A 20421-nucleotide genomic window follows, 5' to 3' on the forward strand; every position below is an offset into this window, starting at 1 on the left:
CTTGCGCCCATCATGCCGGGTCCGGCAGAATATTGGTCACGAAGAGCCCTCTGTTTGTCGCAACTCGAAGGAGAACGAATGCTGACGGGAACCTGCCACTGTGGCGCCGCCCACTGGACGCTGGAGGGCGACCCCGGCCCGGTGACGGCCTGCAACTGCACGCTTTGCCGCCGCTATGGCACGCTCTGGGCCTATGATTATGTCGACGAACGCATTCGCGTTTCGGGGCCAATGGGCAGCTATACGCGCGCCGGACAGGAAGACCCGTCGCTCGAGATCCTGTTCTGCCCGCGTTGCGCCTGCGTGCTCGGCTGGCGCGGACTGCGCGCCAGCGCCTCGGGTCGAAGACGCATGGCCGTCAATGTCCGGCTGGCGCCCCCCGAGGCCGTCGCCGATCTGCCGATCGACCATTTCGATGGTCTCGACACGTACGACGATCTGCCGCGCGACGCCGCTGCGTACGCGACATGTGGTTTTAGAAGATGGTTCGCGGAGCCTGGCGCTCGATGGCTGGAGACAAACCGTCGTCTCGACCGCCTGAAGCCTGCTCACGCGCATGCCCGGTCGCAACAGGTGATACAGGCGAAGGATCCGGCGGCACCACAAGCTGCGGAATTTGCTTGTAGGAAAAGCCGCCGCGGATATCGCCCATCTTGCCGGCGACAATGCCTATCGCCGCCTTTTCGAGATTGCGGTCGTAGGGCGTTTCGGCGGCAGCCGGTACGACCATCACCGCCAAGAAGGCCGCGCCGCACAGAAGCGTCTTCATTCTCGTTGTCTCCCTGCCTGGCTGTGATCTAGCAGGGCGGCGTTGAAAAACGGCCAAGGGACAGGGTAAGCAAAACGCCAAACGGCAACGTTAACAATGCCTTATAAAATCGAGCCGGCAAACTGATTCAAGCTGTTGAGGTTTTGATTCAGGCGCGCTGGGCGCGGACCGTATGACCGAGCGCGGTGAATACGGTGCGCACGATTCCGGCGACGTCGAGGCCAGCATCGGCATACATCTTCTCTGGCTTGGCGTGGTCGGTGAAGTCATCCGGCAGCACCAGCGGGCGTACCTTCAGGCCGCTTTCGAGCAGTCCTTCATGGGCGAGGAATTGCAGCACATGGCTGGCGAAGCCGCCAATTGCGCCCTCCTCCACCGTCACCAGAACCTCATGCGAGCGGGCCAGCCGCCGGATCAGATCCTGGTCGAGCGGCTTGGCGAAACGGGCATCGGCGACCGTGGTGGAAAGCCCGGCCGCGCCGAGTTCCTCGGCCGCGATGAGGCAATCCTGCAGCCTTGTGCCGAAGGACAGGAGGGCAACCTTGCTGCCTTCCCGGACGACGCGGCCTTTGCCGATCTCCAGAACAGAGCCGCGCTCGGGCATGTCGACGCCGACGCCGTTGCCGCGCGGATAGCGGAAGGCGATCGGCCCGTCGTCATAGCTGGCGGCGGTGCGCACCATGTGACGCAATTCCGCCTCGTCGGCCGCGGCCATTACGACAAAGCCCGGCAGGCTTGCCAGGAAGGTGGTGTCGAACGCGCCGCAATGGGTGGCACCGTCGGCGCCGACAAAGCCGGCGCGATCGATGGGGAAACGCACCGGCAGTTTCTGGATCGCGACGTCATGGACGACCTGATCGTAGGCACGCTGCAGGAAGGTCGAATAGATCGCGGCGAAGGGCTTGTAGCCTTCCGTCGCCAGGCCGGCGGCGAAGGTCACCGCATGCTGCTCGGCAATGCCGACGTCGAAAGTCCTTGACGGAAACACCTCGCCGAACAGGTCGAGGCCGGTGCCGCCCGGCATGGCGGCGGTGACGGCGACGATGCGGTCGTCCTCGCGGCCCTCCTGGATCAGGCTTTCGGCAAACACCTTGGTGTAGGCCGGTGCATTGGCCGGCGCCTTGGCCTGTGCGCCGGTGATGACGTCGAATTTGTTGACGCCATGATACTTGTCGGCGGCCGCTTCCGCCGGCGCGTAGCCCTTGCCCTTCTGGGTGACGACATGGATCAGCACCGGACCCTTGCCGTTGTCACGGACATTTTTCAGGACCGGGATGAGATGCTCCAGATTGTGACCGTCAATCGGGCCGATGTGATAGAAGCCGAGTTCCTCGAACAAGGTGCCGCCGGTGACGTAACCGCGCGCATGCTCGACCGCGCGGGTGATGGCTCGATCGGCCCGCTTGCCGAGATAGGAGGTCAGCTTCTTGCCAAAGTCGCGCAGGCCGACATAGGCCTTGCCGGAAGCCAGACGCGCCAGATAGGCGCTCATGGCGCCGGTTGGCGGGGCGATCGACATGTCATTGTCGTTGAGGATGACGATGAGGCGCGCATCGAGCGCGCCGGCATTGTTCATCGCCTCATAAGCCATGCCGGCCGACATGGCGCCGTCGCCGATGACGGAGATGACATTGTTGCGCCCGCCTGAGAGGTCGCGGGCGGCGGCCATGCCGAGGCCGGCCGATATCGATGTCGAGGAGTGGGCGGCGCCGAACGGGTCATATTCGCTCTCGGCTCGGCGGGTGAAGCCCGACAACCCGCCTTCCTGGCGCAAGGTGCGGATGCGGTCGCGACGGCCGGTCAGTATCTTGTGCGGATAGGCCTGGTGGCCGACATCCCAGATCAGCCGGTCATCGGGTGTGTTGAAGACATAATGCAGCGCCACGGTCAGTTCGACCACGCCAAGGCCGGCACCGAGATGGCCGCCGGTGCGCGACACCGCGTCGATCAGTTCGAGGCGAAGCTCTGATGCCAATTGCGGCAAGTCGCTCTCGGCCAGCGTGCGCAGGTCGGCCGGGACGCGAACCCTATCGAGAAGCGGCGTATGCGGCGTTGCGTTCACGTTGGGCCCAGACTTTCTGTTCATCGGCGGGATAGGCCGCCGGCCGGCGAAAGTAAATGCGTGTCGCTGACGCGGACGGTCAGCCCCTCACCGATCTTCTCAGCCTTCCGGCAGCGGGATGAATTCTTTCTCATCGCCAGGAACGATATCGAAGCGGCCGGTCTTCCATTCCTGCTTGGCCTGCTCGATGCGCTCCTTGGACGAGGAAACGAAATTCCACCAGATGTAGCGCTTCGAACCGAGAGACGCGCCGCCGAACAGCATGAAATGCGCACCCGTCGATGACGATATGACGATCTCGTCGCCGGGCCGGAACACCAGCAGCCGTTCCGCTGGAAAGACATCACCCGAAATCGAGACCTCGCCCTCCAGCGTGTAGATGGCGCGCTCCTCGGCATCGGCCGGGATCTTGACGCTGGCGCCGGGCGCCAGCCGCAAATCTGCATAGAGTGTCTCGGAATCGGCCCGCACCGGAGACCGCAAACCCTGGAAATCACCGATGACGACGCGGCCGCTGACGCCTTCGGCGTCGATTTCGGGAAGCCGCAGCGCCGCTGTGTTCTCGAACACCGGCGCCACCTCTTCCTTGCCGTCCGGCAGAGCCAACCAGGTCTGCAGGCCGGAGATCGACATCGGCGCGCCGCGCAATTCCTGCGGCGTGCGCTCGGAGTGGACGATGCCGCGACCAGCCGTCATCAGGTTCACGTCGCCGGGTTGGATGACCATCTCGGTGCCGAGCGAATCGCGATGCCTGATCTTGCCGTCGAACAGATAGGTCACGGTCGACAGGCCGATATGCGGGTGCGGACGAACATCGAGCGCCTGGCCGGCACGCATGATCGCGGGGCCCATTCGATCGAAGAAGATGAACGGCCCGACCAGGCGCCGCTTGGCTGTCGGCAAGGCGCGACGCACCTCGAAACCGCCAATGTCCTTGGCGTTGGGGATAACCATCAACTCGATCTGGTCGCTGGCGAAGGCATCGCCGGCCTCAGGGTCCTTGCCGGGGAAGAAGCTCATGAACTCTCCTCGTCAGCGGTCAATGGGCGCTTGGGCATATCAGGCGAACCGGATCGCCGCTTTTGCTTTTAATTTGGCCGCCACCTCTTCGCGATTGCGCGGATGCTGGTGGGTTTCGAGGGAATCGAGCAATTCGCGTGCGGATGCCGCGATGGCTTCGACGGCATGATCGAACGCATGCTGGTTCTTGGCAGAAGGCCGCGTTGTGCCGCTCAGCTTGCGGACAAACTGCAGTGCCGCGTCGCGGACTTCGTCGTTGGTTGCCGGCGGATCAAAATTGAACAGGGTCTTGATGTTTCTGCACATCGCTTCCGTATCTCCTCTTGTCCGTTTCAATCGGGACGAACTGTATCCTCAATGATGATCGTGTCCAAAAACCGGTAGGCTGCTCCGGACCTCAGTCCGCGTCGAGCGGCTCGGTTCCAACCGGCTTGCCGTCGCGCGACAGCCTGATCTTCTCGACCTTGTCCTCGGCGGCCTTCAGCAGCCGGTCGCAATGGACCTTCAGCGCCTCGCCCCGCTCGTAAATCCGGATCGACTGGTCGAGCGGCACGTCGCCACGCTCCAGATCATCGACGATCTTCTCCAGTGCGTCGAGTGCCTGTTCAAAGCTCATCGCCTTGACGTCTTCGTTGATCTCACCGGTCATCATTCATCCTTTCATCAGTCGCCCGACATGGGCGGCGACCGAAAATGCCAATCCCTGCAGATCGTAGCCGCCCTCGAGCAGGCTGACGAGCCGGTTGCCGCCGTGGATTGCGGCGCGCTGCATCAGCTGGCCGGTCGCCCAGTCGAAATCGTCTTCGGTCAGATTGATTTCCGCCAGCGGGTCGCGATGGTGCGCGTCGAAGCCGGCCGAAACGATAATCAGATCCGGCGCGAAATTGTCGAGTGCCGGCAGCACGCGCGACAGGAACGCATCGCGAAACACCTCGCTGCCCGTCCGAGGCGCCAGCGGCGCATTGACGATGTTGCCGGCGCCGGTCTCACTCTTCGCGCCCGTGCCGGGATAAAGCGGCATCTGGTGCGTCGAGCAATAGAGCACCGAGGGATCGTCCCAAAAAATATCCTGGGTGCCGTTGCCGTGATGCACGTCCCAGTCGACGACAGCGACACGCTCGGCGCCATGCTTCCTCTGCGCATGGCGCGCTGCGATTGCCGCCGTGTTGAAGAAGCAGAAGCCCATGGCCGTGGTCTTTTCGGCATGGTGGCCGGGCGGGCGGGCGGCGACGAAGACGTTGTCGGCGCGGCCCGCAAAGACGTCGTCGACGGCGGCATTGGCGGCACCGATCGCCGTAATCACCGCCTGCCAGCTTTTCGGGCTGGCGGTGGTGTCGGCGTCGATGCGGGCAATGCCTTCGTCGGGGATGGCGGCGCGGACACGCGCGACGAAATCGGCGGGATGCGCGTAGAGGATGGTCGCCTCGTCGCCTTGCAGTGCCTCGACGCGGTCAAGCGCGGCAAAAGCTTCGTCGTCGAGCACGCGCTCGATGGCGCGCAGGCGGTCGGGCCGCTCAGGGTGACCGGGCGGGGTGATGTGTTCGAGAAAGATCGGGTGCGTGTAGAGACGGGTGGCCATGCCCCCTATCTAGTGCCCCGGCGCCGTGATGGCCATGCGTCGCGGCTTGATCGCTGGGGAAAATCGAACCTGCGTCCATTGATGTCGCTGCGGGCATTGGCGTCGCCGGCCCTTCGGAGTAAGACTGCCGCTACTGCCTGGTGCCTGCCGGTCTGTTTGTTTTAGCCGCATTCTGCGACGCCAAGTGATTCCACTTGGCTGCAAATGCCCTGGCGGGAGAATCGGGAACACGGTTGAACTCCGTGGCGTGCCCAACGCTGTGAGGGGGACCGCGCCGGTAAATGCCACTGTCGATGACGGGAAGGCACCGGACGCGGGTTGATCCCGAGCCAGAAGACCGGCCTGGCAGGCATCGTCATCCGCATGGTCAGGCGGATGACATCGGTTGCAATCGCAAGGGGACAAGCGATGCCGGAAGCTATGACCACTCCAATGGGCGATGGATTTGACCAGATTGCGCGCGACGCTGTTTACCGCGCCATCTTCACGCGGCGCGACGTCCGCAGCCATTTTACATCGGAGGCCATCGACGACGAGGTGCTGGCGCGGCTGCTGCTTGCCGCCCACCACGCGCCATCGGTCGGCTTCATGCAACCTTGGAATTTCATCGTCATTCGCGATGCCGCGCGGCGGGCGGAAGTGCGCGACCTGTTCCTGGCCGCGCGAGAACGGGAACTGCCTGAAATCGAGGCAGAACGGCAGGCGCTCTACCGCAAGCTCAAGCTCGAAGGCATTTGCGAAAGCGCGCTCAACATCTGCATCACCTGCGACCGCGAGCGCTCGAAAGGCTCGCCGCTGGGGCGCTGGCACAATCCGGAGATGGATCTCTACAGCACGGTCTGCGCGGTGCAGAATTTCTGGCTGGCGGCACGCGCCGAGGGCGTCGGCGTCGGCTGGGTCAGCATCATCGAGGCGCAAGCGCTGAAAAGCTTGCTGGCCATTCCCGATCAAGTGACGCCGATCGCCTATCTCTGCGTCGGCCGCGTTTCCGAATTCGCACCGAAGCCGGATCTCGAAACACACGGCTGGGGCCGGCGGCTGCCGTTGCCCGAGCTTATCATGAGCGAGACTTTTCGCGGACAAGGCGAAGCGCCGCTCAAATCAGCAGTGGCGTGGCTCTGTACCGCCGCCGGTGCGCCCGCGAGCCTAGCCGATCAGCGCGTCGCGCCGGCCGTGCCCCAGCGCGAACCGCCGAAAGTGGAGAGCGCCTTGTCCTTGAGTTCCCTGAACTTCGACGAGGCTTCGGCCAGCCTGGCGTCCCAGGCGGCATCGGGCACCTGACCCTCGATGGTCTTGAAATAGACCTGCATCAGGCAGGCAATGGCGAACGGCTCAATGAAGGCCGCCTTGAAGGCCCAGGCAAAGACGATTGCCAGCACGAAAGCCCAGCCGGCGAGCTGCCCGGGCATGACGTAAAGAATAGCGGCTGCCGGAGCCAGCATCAGCAGGAAAATCACGAACGACACGCCCCACATGATGACCCCTAGCCAGACGGCATTCTTGACCATGGTCTTGCCGTTCTGGGCGTAGAGCACAACGCCTTGGCGCGCGGTTTCGAACGGCGAGGACGAACTGATGCGGATGTTGTAGCCGAGAATGATCTCGTCGACATAGGTCAGCGACAGGCGAATCACCGTGTTGAGGAACGAAACCAGGCCGCTCAGGCCAGGAATGGGCAGGAAGGCCGCGATGCCGCCGAGCAGGCCGGTGATGGCGCGTATGGCGCCCTTGACCAATTGGTCGACGACGAAAAGGATATTGGCCTCGGCAAAACGCTCGGTCACGACTTCTTTCGCGTAGGCGATCTGGTTCTGGCCGTGGGGAATATCATTGCCGTCGATCAGATGCACCATGACGGCGATATGGCCCGCCTTGACGACGTAGAGGATGTATTCGCGGATCCAGTAGACGGCGATCGAGACGATGCCGAAACCGACCACGCCACCCCACATCGCAAAAGACAATGGTCCGTCGGGATCGGTAGAAATATGGCCGACGCCATAGCCGACGGAGGCGCCGGTGCCGGTGGCCACGATGTAGGCCAGCGTGATGCCGAAATAGACGATCATGCGAAAGACAATGAAAGGCCAGGTCCGCATCATGATGGACACCGACCTGCCGATATCGAAATCCCACATGCCCCGAATCTCCCCTCAGAGATGGCTGCGGAGGATGCGCTCAAACCGGCTATTGTCAATTGCAGGCAGTGGCGGGACTGCCATGGTGGTTCATCTTGAAAGCGCTTCCGGCTTTTTCAGCAGGCCTTCGAGCAATTGCTTGAACGCGGCCACCACCATCTTCGATGTCGTTTCGGGATCTTGCGAATTGGCGATGCGCTGCGCGGCCTGGCTGCTCGCCCCATTGATCAGCCGCGCTGCCGACTCCGGGTCGACGCCGGGGACGACCACCCCTTCCCGCTGCAGCGCTGTCAGATGATCGGTCATTGAACCGACGCAGGCATTGGCATTCGACCACAGTGCCGGATCGCCCAGCACAGCCGGACCATCCCGGAACATGATGCGCTGGATTTCCGGCTCCAGCGCCATTTCGATATAGGTGGTGCATTCGTCGACGAAATGCTGCCAGCGGGTCGGCGCCCGCGACGCGACCTCATTCACCCGGGCCGCCATTTCCGCGTCGATTTCGGCGATAACCGCCTCAAGCAGTCCCCTCTTGTCGCCGAAGTGATGATAAAGGGCGCCGCGCGTCAGCCCGGCCGACGCGGTGAAATCATCCATCGACGCTTCGGCATAGCCGATGGTACCGAAAGCCTGGCGTGCCGCGGTGATCAGCTTGGCGCGTGTTTCGGCGATCATCTCCTTGCGCGGTCGATGCATGCTTCCGGCCTTACTTACATACGCTCCGTATGCCAATTGACATACGCGACGTATGCTCTATTTAACACTTATACGTCTCGTATGTAATTGTTGAATCGCCCCTTGTCGAGGAACAGGATCATGCAAAACCCCTATTCGGAAATGTTTCGCGCTCCCGGAGCCAGGGGCTTTGCCGCCGCCGGCTTCATGGCGCGCCTGCCGATCGCCATGGCCCCGATCGGCATCGTGGCTATGCTGTCGCAGACGCGTGGCGAATACTGGGTGGCGGGTGCGGTTTCGGCGACATTCGCCTTGGCCAATGCCTTCCTGGCGCCGCAGATATCGAGGTTGGTCGACCGCCTCGGCCAGACGCGGGTTGTCGTACCCACCACCATCATCTCCGTGCTCGCATTCGCGGCCCTGATCGCATCGGCCAATCAAGACTGGCCGGTATGGACGCTGTTCGCGTCGGCGCTGCTGGCCGCGGCGATGCCAAGCATGCCGGCCATGGTGCGGGCGCGCTGGACCGAGATTTTCCGGGGCCGGCCCGAGATGAACACCGCCTTCGCCTTCGAGTCGGCGGCGGACGAACTGGTCTATATTGCCGGCGCATCGCTATCTGTGGGCCTCAGCGCCGCGCTGTTCCCGGAAGCGGGCGTTGCCGTCAGCACGCTGTTCCTCGCCTTGGGCTCGACAGCCTTCATTCTGCAGCGTTCGACCGAGCCGCAAGTGCGGCCGGTGGACCATGGCTCCAGCGGCTCGGCAATCCGCCTGGGGCCGGTCCAAATCATCACCTTCGCCATGATCTTCATCGGCGCGACCTTCGCGACGACGGAGGTGAGCACGGTGGCGATCACCAAGGAACTCGGCCAGCCGGGCACTGCCAGTCTCGTCATCGGCGTCTATGCGCTGGGCTCCTTCGTGCTCGGCATCATCATCGGCGCGCTCAACCTGAAAGCACCGCTGCAACGCCAGCTCGCCATCGCGGTTGCCTTGGTCGCGCTCGGCACACTGCTGCCGCTTACCGCCAGCACCGTGCCAGCGCTCGCGCTGACTGTCTTCATCAGTGGCGTGGCGATCTCGCCGACCTTCATCACCGCCTTCGGCCTGATCGAGCGGCATGTCCCGGAAGCGATGCTGACCGAAGGCATCACCTGGGTAACCACCGGGATCGGCATCGGCATGGCGCTGGGCTCCTTCGCCGCCGGCGCCGTGGTGGATGCATTCGGCGCCCAGAACGGATTCTGGGTCTCGGTGACGTCAGGCGCTATCGCGCTGATCACGGTGCTGCTCGGCCAGCGCAGCCTCGCCACCCACGAATGCGAGTTGGAAGGATGCGAGGCGGCAATCCCGGCCGAGTGACAGGCAGGGTTTGTCGAGATCAGAGGATCTCGGTCTTGGCGATGTGAATGCCAAAACCCTCGAGGCCGACATAGTGGCGTTCGCGCGAGGCAATCAGGTTAATGGATGAAATGCCGAGGTCCTTCAGGATCTGGGCGCCAAGGCCGATCTCGCGCCATTCGCTCTCGCGCCGGCGCGCCTCTTCATGGTCCTCGCGGTCGCCTGGCGCCGGCCGGTTGCGCTCCTGGTGGGCAACGCCGACCGAGCCTTCCCTGAGATAGACAATGACGCCGCGCTTGCGCTCGCCCATCGCCTTCATGATGCCGTCGAGCCGGTGGCTGGTTCCGAACACGTCGGTCACCACATCCTCCGAATGCAGCCGCACCGGCACCTCCTCGCCATCGCGGATGTCGCCGAAGACGATGGCGACGTGATGCATCGTGTCCCAGGGCAGCGTGTAGGTGAAGACCTGCGCCTTGCCGCCCAGCGTCTCGATGTCGGAGCAGGCGACGCGCTCGACCAGGGTCTCCTTGCGCTGCCGGTAAGCGATGAGGTCGGCGACCGATACCTGCTTGAGGCCATGCTCCTCGGCGAAAGCCGCGACCTGCGGGCCGCGCTTGACGGTGCCGTCGTCGTTGACCAGTTCCGAGATCACGCCGATCGGCGGCAGGCCGGCGAGCTTGCACAAATCGACCGCCGCCTCGGTATGACCCGAGCGCATCAAGACGCCGCCCTCGCGCGCGATGAGCGGGAAGATGTGGCCAGGGCGGACGAAATCGGAGGCGCCGACATTGCCGTTGGCGAGGTTGCGCACGGTCAGCGTGCGGTCGTCGGCCGAAATGCCTGTCGTCGTGCCATGCTTGAAGTCGACGCTGACGGTAAAGGCGGTGGTGTGAGCCGAATCATTGTCGGCCACCATCGGCGCGAGGTTCAGCCGTTTAGCCTCCTCGCGCGGCATCGGCGTGCAGACAATACCCGACGTGTTGCGAACGATGAAGGCCATCTTCTCCGGCGTGCAATGGACGGCGGCGACGATCAGGTCGCCCTCGTTCTCGCGCCCGTCATCGTCCATGACGACGACGATCTCGCCGCGTTCGAAGGCGCGGATGGCTTCGACGATCTTCTTCTGGTCATAAGGCATGGAACGCTCGCTTTGCTCGCAGGGCAGTAGGGGAATAGGGCAGTAAGGCAGTAGGGGAAAGGAAAATCCTGGCTGTTTCGGCTGGCTGCGTAACCTACTGCCTACTGCCCTACTGCCCTACTGCCCTACTGCCCTACTGCCCTACGGCCCTATTCCCCTCCCTTCCCCGTCTGTCCTCTGTGCCGCAGATAGTGGTCGGCAATGGCGCAGGCAACCATGGCCTCGCCGATCGGCACGGCTCGGATGCCGACGCAGGGATCGTGGCGACCCTTGGTCATCACCTCCACGTCGTTGCCGTCCTTGTCGATCGACTTCCGGGGCGTCAGGATCGACGAAGTCGGCTTCACCGCAAAACGGGCGACGATCGCCTGGCCCGTCGAGATGCCGCCCAGGATGCCGCCGGCATTGTTGGACAGGAACACCGGCTTGCCGTCATTGCCCATGCGCATCTCGTCGGCATTCTGTTCGCCGGTGATGCGGGCGGCCTCGAAACCATTGCCGATCTCGACGCCCTTGACGGCGTTGATCGACATCAAGCCGGACGCGATGTCCTGGTCGAGCTTGGCGTAGATCGGCGCGCCGAGGCCGGCAGGCACACCGTCGGCGACGATCTCGATCACCGCGCCAACCGAGGAACCGGCCTTGCGGATACCGTCGAGATACCGCGTGAAAACAGGAATCGAAGCCGGATCCGGCGTGAAGAACGGGTTCTCGGCATCGCCGATGAAATTCCAGTTCCAGTTGGCGCGGTCGATCGACTTTTCGCCCATCGACACGAGCGCGCCGCGCACCACCATGCCCGGCACCACTTTGCGGGCGAGCGCGCCGGCAGCGACCCTGGCAGCGGTCTCGCGTGCCGAGGAGCGGCCGCCGCCGCGATAGTCGCGTATGCCGTATTTGACGTCGTAGGTGTAGTCGGCATGGCCCGGCCGGAACTGGCGGGCGATCTCGCCATAGTCCTTCGAGCGTTGATCGACATTCTCGATCAACATCGACACCGGCGTGCCGGTGGTGATCATCGTCGCGCCGTCCTCGTCGAGGACGAAGCCTGAGAGCATCTTCACTTCGTCCGGCTCGCGGCGCTGCGTGACGAAGCGCGACTGACCCGGGCGGCGCTTGTCGAGTTCGGCCTGGATTTCATCGCGCGTGAAACGGATACCCGGCGGACAACCATCGACCACGCAGCCGAGCGCCGCGCCATGGCTCTCGCCCCAGGTGGTGACGCGGAAAAGATGGCCGAACGTGTTGTGAGACATGGAAAGTGCCCTGCCCGGCATCGAAACCGGCTGAAGCCAGCCTTCTATTGGCGTTTTCCACAGTGGTCAAACTGTGATCCGACGGATTTAGTTTTGACACATTCGGTTGGTTTCTGCTCTCCTCCATTCGCCGTTGAGGATCCGCCGCCACCCAGGCCGGCGCAATGACCAAAGAGGACGATGATGCGTACCCTGATTGGCGCTGTTGCCGCCACGCTGCTGCTCTCCACCGCCGCCTTTGCCGGCCAGACCGAAGGCCTGATCAAGAAGATCGACAAGGACGCGCTGACGCTGACGCTGGACGACGGCAAATCTTACAAGCTGAACGCCGAAACCGATCTTGATGCGCTGAAGCCGGGGATGGACATCGTCATTGCTTACGATGTGACCGATGGCGAAAACGTCGTCACCGACATGCAGCTGCCGGGGGACAGCGACACGAACTAGGAGTTGGCGTCACCGGGCGAGCCACTCCAGGCTCCTGCCTTCAAGTTTGAGCACGCGATCCTGCGGTATCTCCAGGTTCGCGGCCTCGTCCTCGGGCATATCAAGCACGAAGCGAAACAGGGTGCGCATGACGCCCCCGTGCGTCACGCAAATCGTCTGCCCCCGAAGCTCGTCGAACCATGGCTTCACCCGTTCGAGCAGCATCTGGTAGCTCTCCGCGCCTTCACCTGGCGGCTGAAAATTCCACTTGTCCAGTGCGCGGGATCGGCTCGCGCCGGGCGACTGCCTCTCAAGCTCGGCGAAGGTAAAACTCTGCCAATCGCCGAAATTGACTTCAATCAGTCTGATATCGGTTCGATAGGCGAGCGGATCGAGCCTCATGGCGGCGCGGATGCGTTCCATCGTTTCGCGCGTGCGCCGCATCGGACTGGCGACGAAGTCGAATTCCTGGGGAGCGCCGACGAGTTCGGCCAGCCGATGCCCGTTTGCGCTCGCCTGTTCGCGGCCGAGAGCATTGAGATCGGTATCGGCCTGGCCCTGAAGCCGGAACTCGGCATTCCACGCGGTCTGGCCGTGGCGCACGATATAAACCAGCGGGTACATCAGCTCTTCCGGAGATCGGGCCAGGGCCTGGAAGGAGGAAAGGCGGGGAGACCTAATCCTTGACCGTCGAAATATCTGGCGCGTCGACCGCTTTCATGCCGACGACGTGGTAGCCGGAATCGACATGGTGCACTTCGCCGGTGACGCCGCGCGACAGGTCGGACAGGAAATAGACGCCGGAATCGCCGACCTCTTCCTGCGTGACCGTCTGCTTCAGCGGCGAGTTGTATTCGTTCCACTTCAGGATGTAGCGGAAGTCGCCGATGCCGGAGGCGGCGAGCGTCTTGATCGGGCCGGCCGAGATGGCGTTGACGCGGATCTTCTTGGCGCCAAGGTCGACGGCGAGATAACGCACGCTGGCCTCCAGTGCCGCCTTGGCGACGCCCATGACGTTATAGTGCGGCATGACCTTCTCGGCGCCGTAATAGGTCAACGTCAGCAGCGAACCGCCCTCGGTCATCAGCGCTTCGGCGCGCTTGGCGATGGTGGTGAAGGAATAGACTGAAATGTCCATGGTGCGCAGGAAATTGTCGCGCGTCGTCTCGACATAGCGGCCGGTCAGCTCGTCCTTATCGGAAAAGGCGATGGCGTGCACGAGGAAGTCGAGCTTGCCCCAATGCTTGGCGACATTGGCGAAGACCTCGTCCAGGCTCGCCGGATCGGTTACGTCGCAATGGCCGGCGACAAAGGCGCCCAGTTCCGCCGCCAGCGGCTCGACGCGCTTCTTGAAGGCTTCGCCCTGATAGGTCAGCGCTATCTCGGCGCCGTGATCGACGCAGGCTTTGGCAATGCCATAAGCGATCGACCTGTTGTTGGCGACGCCAAGAATCAGGCCGCGCTTGCCGGCCATCAGGCCCTGTCCACCCGCCATATGCGTGTTCTCCGCAAGATATCTGCTTTGTGGAGTGCCTATCGCACAGGCATACAGCCCCTTCAAGCGTTCAAAGCGGACAGTTCGGGGGACAAAAGCTCTCGATCAGCCTTTTTGGCCGCGCAACAGCGATTCCAGCGCGCTGTCGCCGCCTTCCGGCAGCATGATGCGCACATGGGCATAGAGATCGCCATGGCCGCCGGCTTTCTCCGGCAAGCCCCTGCCCTTGAGCCGCAGGACCTTGTCCGAGCTCGACCAGGCGGGAACGTTGACCGCAAGCCTGCCTGTCGGCGTCTCGACCGGCACCTTGGCGCCCAGCACCGCATCGGCCAGCGAAACCGGCAGGTCGGCGTGCAGGTCACGGCCTTCGATGCGGTAACGTGGATGCCGGCGGATATGGATCTTGACCAGTGCGTCGCCGGGTTGGCCCGGTCCCTGCTCGCCCTGGCCCTTCAGCCGGATGGTCTGGCCATCCTCGACATAGGCCGGCAGCTTGACCGCAACCTTGCGGCCATCCGGGAACATCGCCGTCACCTTCTCGGCATTGGCCGCTTCCTCGATGGTGACGTCGAGCGTGACGTTCAGGTCGGCTGCTGTCGCCGTCTGGCGGCGGTCGCCCGCGCCTGGCCCGCGCGCGCCTGAAAAGGCATCGCCGAAGATCTGGCTGAAGATATCGCTGTTGCCGTCGAACGGATCGCCGCCCGGACGGCCCGAGCGGAACTCGAATCGCGAGCCTCCGGCGCCCTGTTGCTGGCGGCGGAACCCGGCAAAGGGGTCGCCACCGCCGGCCGCACCTTCAAAACCCTGGAAACGCGGCTTGCCGTCGGCGTCGATCTCGCCACGATCGAAAGCCGCACGGTTCTTCTCGTCGCCGATGACCTCATAGGCCTGATTGGCCGCGGCAAAACGGTCCTTTGCCTTGGGATCATTCGGATTCTGGTCCGGATGATGCTTCTTGGCGAGTTTCCGGTACGCCGATTTTATGTCCTTGGCCGATGCGTTCTTTGCAACGCCCAGCACCTCATAGGGGTCGCGCATGCTTCCTGCCCTGGAAATGAGTTGAGTCCATACTTGCCCCCTATATGCGCTCGCATAGGAAGAAATTCCAGTAGCGGACCTTCATATCGACGGCGGAAAATCAGAGTGCCTTGAAGCCCTGCATGCGCCAGCCGCCGGCACCGGCAAGACAGAGTTCGCCCTGGAACATGGCAACGCCGTCAAAGCTTTCGCGCGAAACCTTGAAGCGGCGGCAGGTCTGGCCGCTGTCCTTCAATTCCGCCAGTTCGGTGATGGAGCCGCGCGACCCGGTGCCGGTGTTCGCCCACGGCACCGCCTGGCCGCCGAGTTGCTCGATATCGGCGGACGATACCGCATTGCCGATCGTCGTCTGGTCGGAGTCGCGATCCGAATCGGCCGGCTTGGGCGAAGCCGATGTGCTGCTGGTCAGGATCGAGCGGTCGACTTCGGCCTTCTCCAGGCTGAAGCCACCTGCACCGCAGGCCGCGAGCGGCAGGACGACTGCCACGATCGCCGCTTTCGTGCTGGCTGAAGCGATAACGCCCCATTGCCTGCTGTCAAAAGCTTGCGCGATACGCGACAATCGGCAACCTCCTGGTCTCGTGACAATTTGAGAAAAACTATGAGTGACACAGAGTTAACAAGCAGTGACTTTACCGAGGCGGCAGAGCCGTTTCGCCTCTTTGCCGCATGGCTGGACGACGCTACCAAGAGCGAAATCAACGATGCCAATGGCGTGGCATTGGCGACCGTCGATGCCGAGGGCATGCCGGACGTAAGGATGGTGCTGCTCAAGGGGTTCGATGAAAGCGGCTTTGTGTTCTACACGAATTTCGAGAGCGCCAAGGGCCAGGAGATTCTTGGCAGCATGAAGGCGGCGATGTGTTTCCATTGGAAATCGCTGCGCCGCCAGGTGCGCATTCGCGGTCCGGTGGAGCTCGTCAGCGATGCGGAAGCCGACAGCTATTACGCGACGCGGCCACGCGGCAGCCGCATCGGCGCCTGGGCGTCGAAGCAATCGCGCCCGCTGGAAAGCCGCTTCGCGCTGGAAAAGGCGGTCGCAGAATACACGGCGCGTTATGCCATCGGCGAAATCCCGCGACCGAAACATTGGTCGGGCTTCCGGATCGTGCCGAAGACGATCGAATTCTGGCACGACCGGCCGTTCCGGCTGCATGACCGCGTGGTCTTTTCACGCAACGCGGCAGGCGGCTGGGACAAGGCCAGGCTCTATCCCTGACGAACCATCAGCCCTTTTTCCTGGTCACGAATGCCGTGAGGGCGGCGCGCGCCTCGTCGGATTTCAGCCGCTCGCGGAAATGCTCGCTCTCTATCCCGATGCGGGCAACCAGATCGTCGCGTGAGCCACGCATCAGGTCGCGCGCGATCTTGAGCGCTTGCGGTGGCTTGGCCGCGATCTGGCCGGCCGCTGCAAGCACCGAAGCCTCCAGCCCACCTTCCTCGACCACCTCGTAGATCAGCCCGGCGGCCTTCGCGCGCTCGGCCGAAAATCCCTCACCGAGACCGAGCAGGGCGAAAGCACCCTGCTGGCCCAGGATGCGGGGCGCCAAAAGGCTCGATCCTGCCTCGGGCACGAGGCCGAGATCGACGAAGGGGGTCCGAAACACGGTGCGCGGCGTGGCGAAAGTCAGGTCGCAGTGCAGGTTGATCGTGGTGCCGATGCCGACCGCGATACCGTCGACGCCGGACACGATGGGCTTTTCGACCCCGGCCAGGGCGATCAGGAAATCCCAGACTTCGGTGCCGCCATCGCCGCCGGTGGCCACGACCATGAAATCGGCAAGGTCGTTGCCGGAGGAAAAGGCGCCGGGCACGCCGAGAAAGACATGGACGCGGACCGCCGGATCGGCGTCGCCTTCGGCAAGGGCCGCCGACATTTTCGCATACATGGCACGCGTCAGCGCGTTCTTCTTGTCCGGCCGGTTCATGCGGATGATCTGGATGGCGCCCTGGCGCTCGACGAGGATGTGGTCTGTCACGGTGTTTTCCTTGTGAAGGTCAGGCGGAAATCAGTGCCTCGGCGGCAGCAGCCAGGCTATCGGCGCCATCGATGACGCGCTCCTTCAACGCGCTGGCTTCGCCAAGCAGGTTTTCGGCGAAGAAGCGGCAAAGCGCGATGCGGCCCTGGTCGGCAAGAGCGGCCAGCGCCAGATAGGCACCGCCGGCGGCAAGCGAGATCAGCCGGAGATACGGTGTCGCACCGGCCAGCGCCTCCTCCGTCCGGCCCTCGGCCGACAATTTCTGCAGGAAACGCGTCGCTTGCGTCAAATCGGAGAGCGCCTGATCGAGAGTGTCGGCGGTGCGGCCAAAACCTTCGAGGTTCGACGTTCGCACCGCATTGGCGATACCGGCCAGTTCGTCGATATAGCCATGCACATGCTCGCCGCCGCCAAGCGGCAGTTTTCGGGTCACCAGGTCGATCGCCTGGATGCCGTTCGTGCCTTCATAGATCGGCGCGATGCGCGCGTCGCGATAGTACGCGGCCGCACCCGTTTCCTCGATGAAGCCCATGCCGCCATGCACCTGGACGCCGAGCGAGGCGACTTCCACGCCGACATCGGTCGAAAACGCCTTGGCGAGCGGAGTCAGCAAATTAGCACGGTCGCGCCAATGCGTCGCCTCGCCGCCAGACGACACGCGCGCCATGTCGATGGCATGGGCACAGGAATAACTGATCGACCGCGCGATCTGGGTTAGCGCCTTCATGGTCAGGAGATTGCGCTGCACGTCGGGGTGATGGACGATCGGCGCCATGCCGGCGCCGGCGTAATCCGCCGCCTTGCCCTGGCGGCGTTCATTGGCATAGGCAATCGCCTTCTGGGTCGCTGCTTCCGCGACCGCGACACCCTGCATCCCGACAGCAAGACGCGCATTGTTCATCATGGTGAACATGCAGGCGAGGCCCTTGTTCTCCTCGCCGATCAGCCAGCCGATGGCGCCAGGCCTGGCGCCTTGAAAACCGTCGCCATAGATCATGGTGCAGGTCGGCGAGGCATGGATGCCGAGCTTGTGCTCGAGGCCGGAACAGAAGACGTCGTTGCGCGCACCGAGCGAGCCATCGTCGCCGACCAGGAATTTCGGCACCAGGAACAGCGAGATGCCACGCGTTCCGGCCGGCGCATCGGGAAGCCGCGCCAGCACCAGATGGATGATGTTGTCGGTGAAATCGTGCTCGCCGTAAGTGATGAATATCTTCTGGCCGAAGAGGCGGTAGGTGCCATCGCCGGCGGGCTCGGCGCGGGCGCGCAAGGCGGCGAGGTCCGATCCGGCCTGCGGCTCGGTCAGGTTCATCGTGCCCATCCATTCGCCGGAGACGAGCTTTGCCAGATATGTCGCCTTGAGTTCCTCGGAAGCGTGCTTGTCGAGCGCCTCGACCGCGCCCATGGTCAGCGTCGGGCCGATGCCGAAGGCCATGGCGGCGGAGTTCCACATTTCGAGTGCGGCGACGCCGAGCATGGTCGGCAGTGCCTGGCCGCCATACTCTTCCGGCCCGGAGAGCGCATTCCAGCCGCCTTCGATCCAGCGGCGATAGAGTTCCTTCCAGCCCGGAGGCGTGGTCACCGCGGCATCCCTGAGCACGGCGCCATGTTCGTCGCCGATTTTATAAAGGGGGGCCACCTCCTCGGAGGCGAAACGGCCCGCCTCACCAAGGACGGCGTCGACCAGATCCTCGCTGAGGTCTCCGAACGCTCCCGTGTCGATGGCGGATTTCATGCCGGCCACATGCTTCAGGGTGAACGCGATATCCTCGACCGGTGCCCGATACATGCCGCTCGATCCTCCCTTATGCATCGGCCTCGTCGACCGTAGAGCCAGTGCCGCCGCAAAACCATCCGCCTTTGGGCGGTCTCCGATCGCCTTTTTACGTAAACGTCAAATTTTGTCACGCTGATTTTGCAATCAGGCAGGGCTGTATTAAATTCGACAGATGCCGGGCCAAATCGACCGGCGACGGAAAACCAGCGACCGGAACATTCCCATGCTTGCCAGACCTGACGCCTATCGCTGCATCGAATGCGGTTTGCCCTATCGGGCAACCGGGTTTTCCTATTATCACGGCGACCTGGGAAATGGTGCCGCCTACTGGTCGGATCGCGGCATATTGTGCTCGCCGCGATGCTCGCTTGCCCACCACCGCAAACGCGCCGCCGAAGGTACGCTGCAACAGGAGCCCGCGCCCGACCCGTTCGAATTTCAACCGTTCAGCCGGCGCTAGCTTATCCCGCACCAGGGTCCGAGAAGCATTTTCTTAACCATAGCGGTCCAGGATTTACCCTTGATCAACGGGGATTCCCTGTTTTGAAAAGGACGGCGCGCCTCCTTTGCCGCACGGCGCTTCTCGCTTTCGCGGCAGCGATTGTGCTGGGCACGACGGCAAAGGCTTCGGACTTCTCCGAGCCGTGGAAGAGCGCTGACCGCGCGCTCGTCATCGACGCCTACGAATACAATTCCATCGATTGGGCCCAGCTTGCCACCGACAAGCGCATCGTCGCCTTCATCAACAAGGCTTCCGACGGCATGCCGCCGCCCTATTTCTGTTTCGGCGGCGAGACTGACGTGAAACTGTGCAAGGCACTGTGGAAACGCCACGCGGTGACGCGCGAATTGTTCCAGACACGCAGGGTCGTGGCCAAGGCGCTCGGCATGAAATGGGGCGCCTATCATCTCGCCCGTCCCGGCAATCCGGTCGAACAGGCCAACAATTTCCTCGATTTCGCCGACCCCGCACCGGACGACCTCATGGCCCTCGACATCGAGGGCATCGATCCCTCGCAATGGATGTCGCTCGACGATGCCGAGGAGTTCGCCCGCCAGGTGCATCGGCGCATCGGCCGCTTCCCGGTGCTCTACACCAACGGCAAGACCGCCCAATATATCGCCGACAACCGCTACAAATACCGGCTCTTGTCGCGGCTGCCGCTTTGGTACGCGCGCTATAAGCCTGACATCGACGTGCATTTTCCGATGGGCAACTGGCAGGGCTACGCGCTCTGGCAGTTCTCGGCGCAGGCCAATTGCGGCCGCTTCCGTTGCCCCTACAGAGTTGCCGGCACACCCGACAACATCGACGTCAACGTGGCGCCCACGGATGCCGTCACTCTGCGCCAGCAATGGCCTTTCGGTGGCCTGATCGACGTGCCTGCCGATTATCTTGCCAGCGTACCAGTGCCGCTCTCGCGGGAAGCCGCGCTCGCCGGCAAGGCCACCATCATTTATGCCGATGTGGCGACGCCGCCGACCTTCGAGGAAATAGTCGCCGTGCTTGGTTCGCGCTGGTCAAAATTTCGCGACGGGTTCCGCATGCCAGTCGTGAAGACGGTGCCGCGACGGCCGGGGTTCGGCATTGTCCAATATGTGGCCTGGAAGCGGGGCGGGCAGCCTTCCCCCGAACAGCTTGACGCCGCCTTTGCCGCGGCCGACCCGGTCAGCACCGCTTCGACAACCCTCGACCGAGGTCAGCAATAGCCGCCACCCGGT

At 63.4% G+C, this 20421-nt stretch carries 21 protein-coding genes, 2 pseudogenes and 1 riboswitch; of the genes and pseudogenes, 7 read left to right on the top strand and 16 right to left on the bottom strand.

All coding sequences use genetic code 11. The features are described from left to right. Positions 1–78: 78 nt before the first annotated feature. Positions 79–479: pseudogene (locus FJW04_RS30295) on the top strand (GFA family protein). Here FJW04_RS30295 and FJW04_RS15045 read toward each other — a convergent pair. The 6 genes from FJW04_RS15045 to FJW04_RS15070 all read right to left on the bottom strand — a co-directional run bounded on the left by FJW04_RS15045 (position 476) and on the right by FJW04_RS15070 (position 5430). Then, complete coding sequence (locus FJW04_RS15045; protein ID WP_015318804.1) at positions 476–769, bottom strand: hypothetical protein; 294 nt, start codon at positions 767–769, stop codon at positions 476–478. The pseudogene FJW04_RS30295 and the gene FJW04_RS15045 overlap by 4 nt on opposite strands. 148 nt (positions 770–917) lie before the next feature. Further along, complete coding sequence (gene dxs / locus FJW04_RS15050; RefSeq protein ID WP_015318805.1) at positions 918–2855, bottom strand: 1-deoxy-D-xylulose-5-phosphate synthase; 1938 nt, start codon at positions 2853–2855, stop codon at positions 918–920. 75 nt (positions 2856–2930) lie between these two features. After that, on the bottom strand, positions 2931–3851 hold the full coding sequence (locus FJW04_RS15055; RefSeq protein ID WP_140715006.1) for a pirin family protein: 921 nt from the start codon (positions 3849–3851) through the stop codon (positions 2931–2933). A gap of 39 nt (positions 3852–3890) precedes the next feature. Further along, positions 3891–4157: a DUF2277 domain-containing protein gene (locus tag FJW04_RS15060; protein WP_015318807.1), complete on the bottom strand. Its 267-nt coding sequence runs from the start codon at positions 4155–4157 to the stop codon at positions 3891–3893. Between the two features lie 91 nt (positions 4158–4248). Further along, positions 4249–4500: an exodeoxyribonuclease VII small subunit gene (locus tag FJW04_RS15065; RefSeq protein ID WP_015318808.1), complete on the bottom strand. Its 252-nt coding sequence runs from the start codon at positions 4498–4500 to the stop codon at positions 4249–4251. 3 nt (positions 4501–4503) lie between these two features. Next, a complete protein-coding gene (locus FJW04_RS15070; RefSeq protein WP_140715008.1) occupies positions 4504–5430 on the bottom strand; it encodes a histone deacetylase family protein in 927 nt (308 codons plus the stop codon). Positions 5431–5608: 178 nt separating this feature from the next. Then, positions 5609–5791: riboswitch (cobalamin riboswitch) on the top strand. Positions 5792–5862: 71 nt separating this feature from the next. Here FJW04_RS15070 and bluB point away from each other — a divergent pair. Beyond that, positions 5863–6468, top strand: a pseudogene (gene bluB, locus FJW04_RS30300) (5,6-dimethylbenzimidazole synthase); the annotation flags it as partial. Positions 6469–6584: 116 nt separating this feature from the next. Here bluB and FJW04_RS15080 read toward each other — a convergent pair. Together FJW04_RS15080 and FJW04_RS15085 are read right to left on the bottom strand one after the other, a co-directional pair. Beyond that, positions 6585–7568, bottom strand: coding sequence for a hypothetical protein (locus FJW04_RS15080; protein ID WP_015318811.1), 984 nt, complete (start codon positions 7566–7568; stop codon positions 6585–6587). Between the two features lie 90 nt (positions 7569–7658). Then, a complete protein-coding gene (locus FJW04_RS15085) occupies positions 7659–8267 on the bottom strand; it encodes a TetR/AcrR family transcriptional regulator (protein WP_140715012.1) in 609 nt (202 codons plus the stop codon). Positions 8268–8387: 120 nt separating this feature from the next. On the opposite strand from FJW04_RS15085, the gene FJW04_RS15090 reads away from it, so the two are divergent. Next, positions 8388–9608, top strand: coding sequence for an MFS transporter (locus FJW04_RS15090; RefSeq protein ID WP_140715014.1), 1221 nt, complete (start codon positions 8388–8390; stop codon positions 9606–9608). 19 nt (positions 9609–9627) lie between these two features. On the opposite strand, the gene ribB is transcribed toward FJW04_RS15090, so the two are convergent. Together ribB and aroC are read right to left on the bottom strand one after the other, a co-directional pair. After that, positions 9628–10728, bottom strand: coding sequence for a 3,4-dihydroxy-2-butanone-4-phosphate synthase (gene ribB / locus FJW04_RS15095; RefSeq protein WP_015318814.1), 1101 nt, complete (start codon positions 10726–10728; stop codon positions 9628–9630). Positions 10729–10877: 149 nt separating this feature from the next. After that, complete coding sequence (gene aroC, locus FJW04_RS15100) at positions 10878–11984, bottom strand: chorismate synthase (protein ID WP_140715016.1); 1107 nt, start codon at positions 11982–11984, stop codon at positions 10878–10880. A 183-nt stretch (positions 11985–12167) separates the two neighbouring features. On the opposite strand from aroC, the gene FJW04_RS15105 reads away from it, so the two are divergent. Further along, positions 12168–12431 (top strand): DUF1344 domain-containing protein, encoded by a 264-nt coding sequence (locus tag FJW04_RS15105; protein WP_015318816.1) that lies wholly within the window; start codon positions 12168–12170, stop codon positions 12429–12431. Positions 12432–12440: 9 nt separating this feature from the next. Here FJW04_RS15105 and FJW04_RS15110 read toward each other — a convergent pair whose 3' ends face one another. From FJW04_RS15110 to FJW04_RS15125, 4 genes are all read right to left on the bottom strand, one after another. Next, positions 12441–13034 (bottom strand): histidine phosphatase family protein, encoded by a 594-nt coding sequence (locus FJW04_RS15110; protein ID WP_140715018.1) that lies wholly within the window; start codon positions 13032–13034, stop codon positions 12441–12443. A 52-nt stretch (positions 13035–13086) separates the two neighbouring features. After that, positions 13087–13905, bottom strand: coding sequence for an enoyl-ACP reductase FabI (gene fabI, locus FJW04_RS15115; protein WP_015318818.1), 819 nt, complete (start codon positions 13903–13905; stop codon positions 13087–13089). Between the two features lie 105 nt (positions 13906–14010). After that, positions 14011–14943, bottom strand: coding sequence for a J domain-containing protein (locus tag FJW04_RS15120; protein ID WP_015318819.1), 933 nt, complete (start codon positions 14941–14943; stop codon positions 14011–14013). 100 nt (positions 14944–15043) lie between these two features. Continuing rightward, positions 15044–15505 (bottom strand): RT0821/Lpp0805 family surface protein, encoded by a 462-nt coding sequence (locus tag FJW04_RS15125; RefSeq protein ID WP_140715020.1) that lies wholly within the window; start codon positions 15503–15505, stop codon positions 15044–15046. A 27-nt stretch (positions 15506–15532) separates the two neighbouring features. Between FJW04_RS15125 and pdxH the strand changes: the two genes are divergently transcribed. Next, complete coding sequence (gene pdxH / locus FJW04_RS15130) at positions 15533–16162, top strand: pyridoxamine 5'-phosphate oxidase (protein ID WP_281405544.1); 630 nt, start codon at positions 15533–15535, stop codon at positions 16160–16162. Between the two features lie 7 nt (positions 16163–16169). Here the strand turns inward: pdxH and FJW04_RS15135 are convergent, their stop codons facing one another. Both FJW04_RS15135 and FJW04_RS15140 read right to left on the bottom strand, forming a co-directional pair. Then, a complete protein-coding gene (locus tag FJW04_RS15135) occupies positions 16170–16922 on the bottom strand; it encodes a crotonase/enoyl-CoA hydratase family protein (protein WP_140715022.1) in 753 nt (250 codons plus the stop codon). A 19-nt stretch (positions 16923–16941) separates the two neighbouring features. Beyond that, complete coding sequence (locus FJW04_RS15140) at positions 16942–18711, bottom strand: acyl-CoA dehydrogenase family protein (protein WP_140715024.1); 1770 nt, start codon at positions 18709–18711, stop codon at positions 16942–16944. A gap of 211 nt (positions 18712–18922) precedes the next feature. Between FJW04_RS15140 and FJW04_RS15145 the strand changes: the two genes are divergently transcribed. Beyond that, the gene (locus FJW04_RS15145) at positions 18923–19159 is read left to right on the top strand and encodes a hypothetical protein (RefSeq protein ID WP_140715026.1); all 237 of its coding nucleotides are present in this window, start codon (positions 18923–18925) and stop codon (positions 19157–19159) included. Positions 19160–19299: 140 nt separating this feature from the next. Then, positions 19300–20409 (top strand): glycoside hydrolase family 25 protein, encoded by a 1110-nt coding sequence (locus FJW04_RS15150; protein WP_140715481.1) that lies wholly within the window; start codon positions 19300–19302, stop codon positions 20407–20409. Positions 20410–20421: the final 12 nt, after the last annotated feature.

The sequence above is a fragment of the Mesorhizobium sp. B2-7-3 genome, from assembly GCF_006440715.1.
In the GTDB taxonomy this organism is placed as follows: domain Bacteria; phylum Pseudomonadota; class Alphaproteobacteria; order Rhizobiales; family Rhizobiaceae; genus Mesorhizobium; species Mesorhizobium australicum.

Coding starts and splice junctions, on each gene's coding strand:
- FJW04_RS15110 (WP_140715018.1), bottom strand. CDS start 13,034: ATGTACCCGCTGGTTTATATCGTGCGCCACGGCCAGACCGCGTGGAAT.
- FJW04_RS15145 (WP_140715026.1), top strand. CDS start 18,923: ATGCTTGCCAGACCTGACGCCTATCGCTGCATCGAATGCGGTTTGCCC.
- FJW04_RS15120 (WP_015318819.1), bottom strand. CDS start 14,943: ATGCGCGACCCCTATGAGGTGCTGGGCGTTGCAAAGAACGCATCGGCC.
- FJW04_RS15080 (WP_015318811.1), bottom strand. CDS start 7,568: ATGTGGGATTTCGATATCGGCAGGTCGGTGTCCATCATGATGCGGACC.
- FJW04_RS15055 (WP_140715006.1), bottom strand. CDS start 3,851: ATGAGCTTCTTCCCCGGCAAGGACCCTGAGGCCGGCGATGCCTTCGCC.
- FJW04_RS15090 (WP_140715014.1), top strand. CDS start 8,388: ATGCAAAACCCCTATTCGGAAATGTTTCGCGCTCCCGGAGCCAGGGGC.
- FJW04_RS15060 (WP_015318807.1), bottom strand. CDS start 4,157: ATGTGCAGAAACATCAAGACCCTGTTCAATTTTGATCCGCCGGCAACC.
- aroC (WP_140715016.1), bottom strand. CDS start 11,984: ATGTCTCACAACACGTTCGGCCATCTTTTCCGCGTCACCACCTGGGGC.
- FJW04_RS15045 (WP_015318804.1), bottom strand. CDS start 769: ATGAAGACGCTTCTGTGCGGCGCGGCCTTCTTGGCGGTGATGGTCGTA.
- FJW04_RS15140 (WP_140715024.1), bottom strand. CDS start 18,711: ATGTATCGGGCACCGGTCGAGGATATCGCGTTCACCCTGAAGCATGTG.
- dxs (WP_015318805.1), bottom strand. CDS start 2,855: ATGAACAGAAAGTCTGGGCCCAACGTGAACGCAACGCCGCATACGCCG.
- fabI (WP_015318818.1), bottom strand. CDS start 13,905: ATGGCGGGTGGACAGGGCCTGATGGCCGGCAAGCGCGGCCTGATTCTT.
- ribB (WP_015318814.1), bottom strand. CDS start 10,728: ATGCCTTATGACCAGAAGAAGATCGTCGAAGCCATCCGCGCCTTCGAA.
- FJW04_RS15085 (WP_140715012.1), bottom strand. CDS start 8,267: ATGCATCGACCGCGCAAGGAGATGATCGCCGAAACACGCGCCAAGCTG.
- FJW04_RS15070 (WP_140715008.1), bottom strand. CDS start 5,430: ATGGCCACCCGTCTCTACACGCACCCGATCTTTCTCGAACACATCACC.
- FJW04_RS15105 (WP_015318816.1), top strand. CDS start 12,168: ATGCGTACCCTGATTGGCGCTGTTGCCGCCACGCTGCTGCTCTCCACC.
- FJW04_RS15065 (WP_015318808.1), bottom strand. CDS start 4,500: ATGACCGGTGAGATCAACGAAGACGTCAAGGCGATGAGCTTTGAACAG.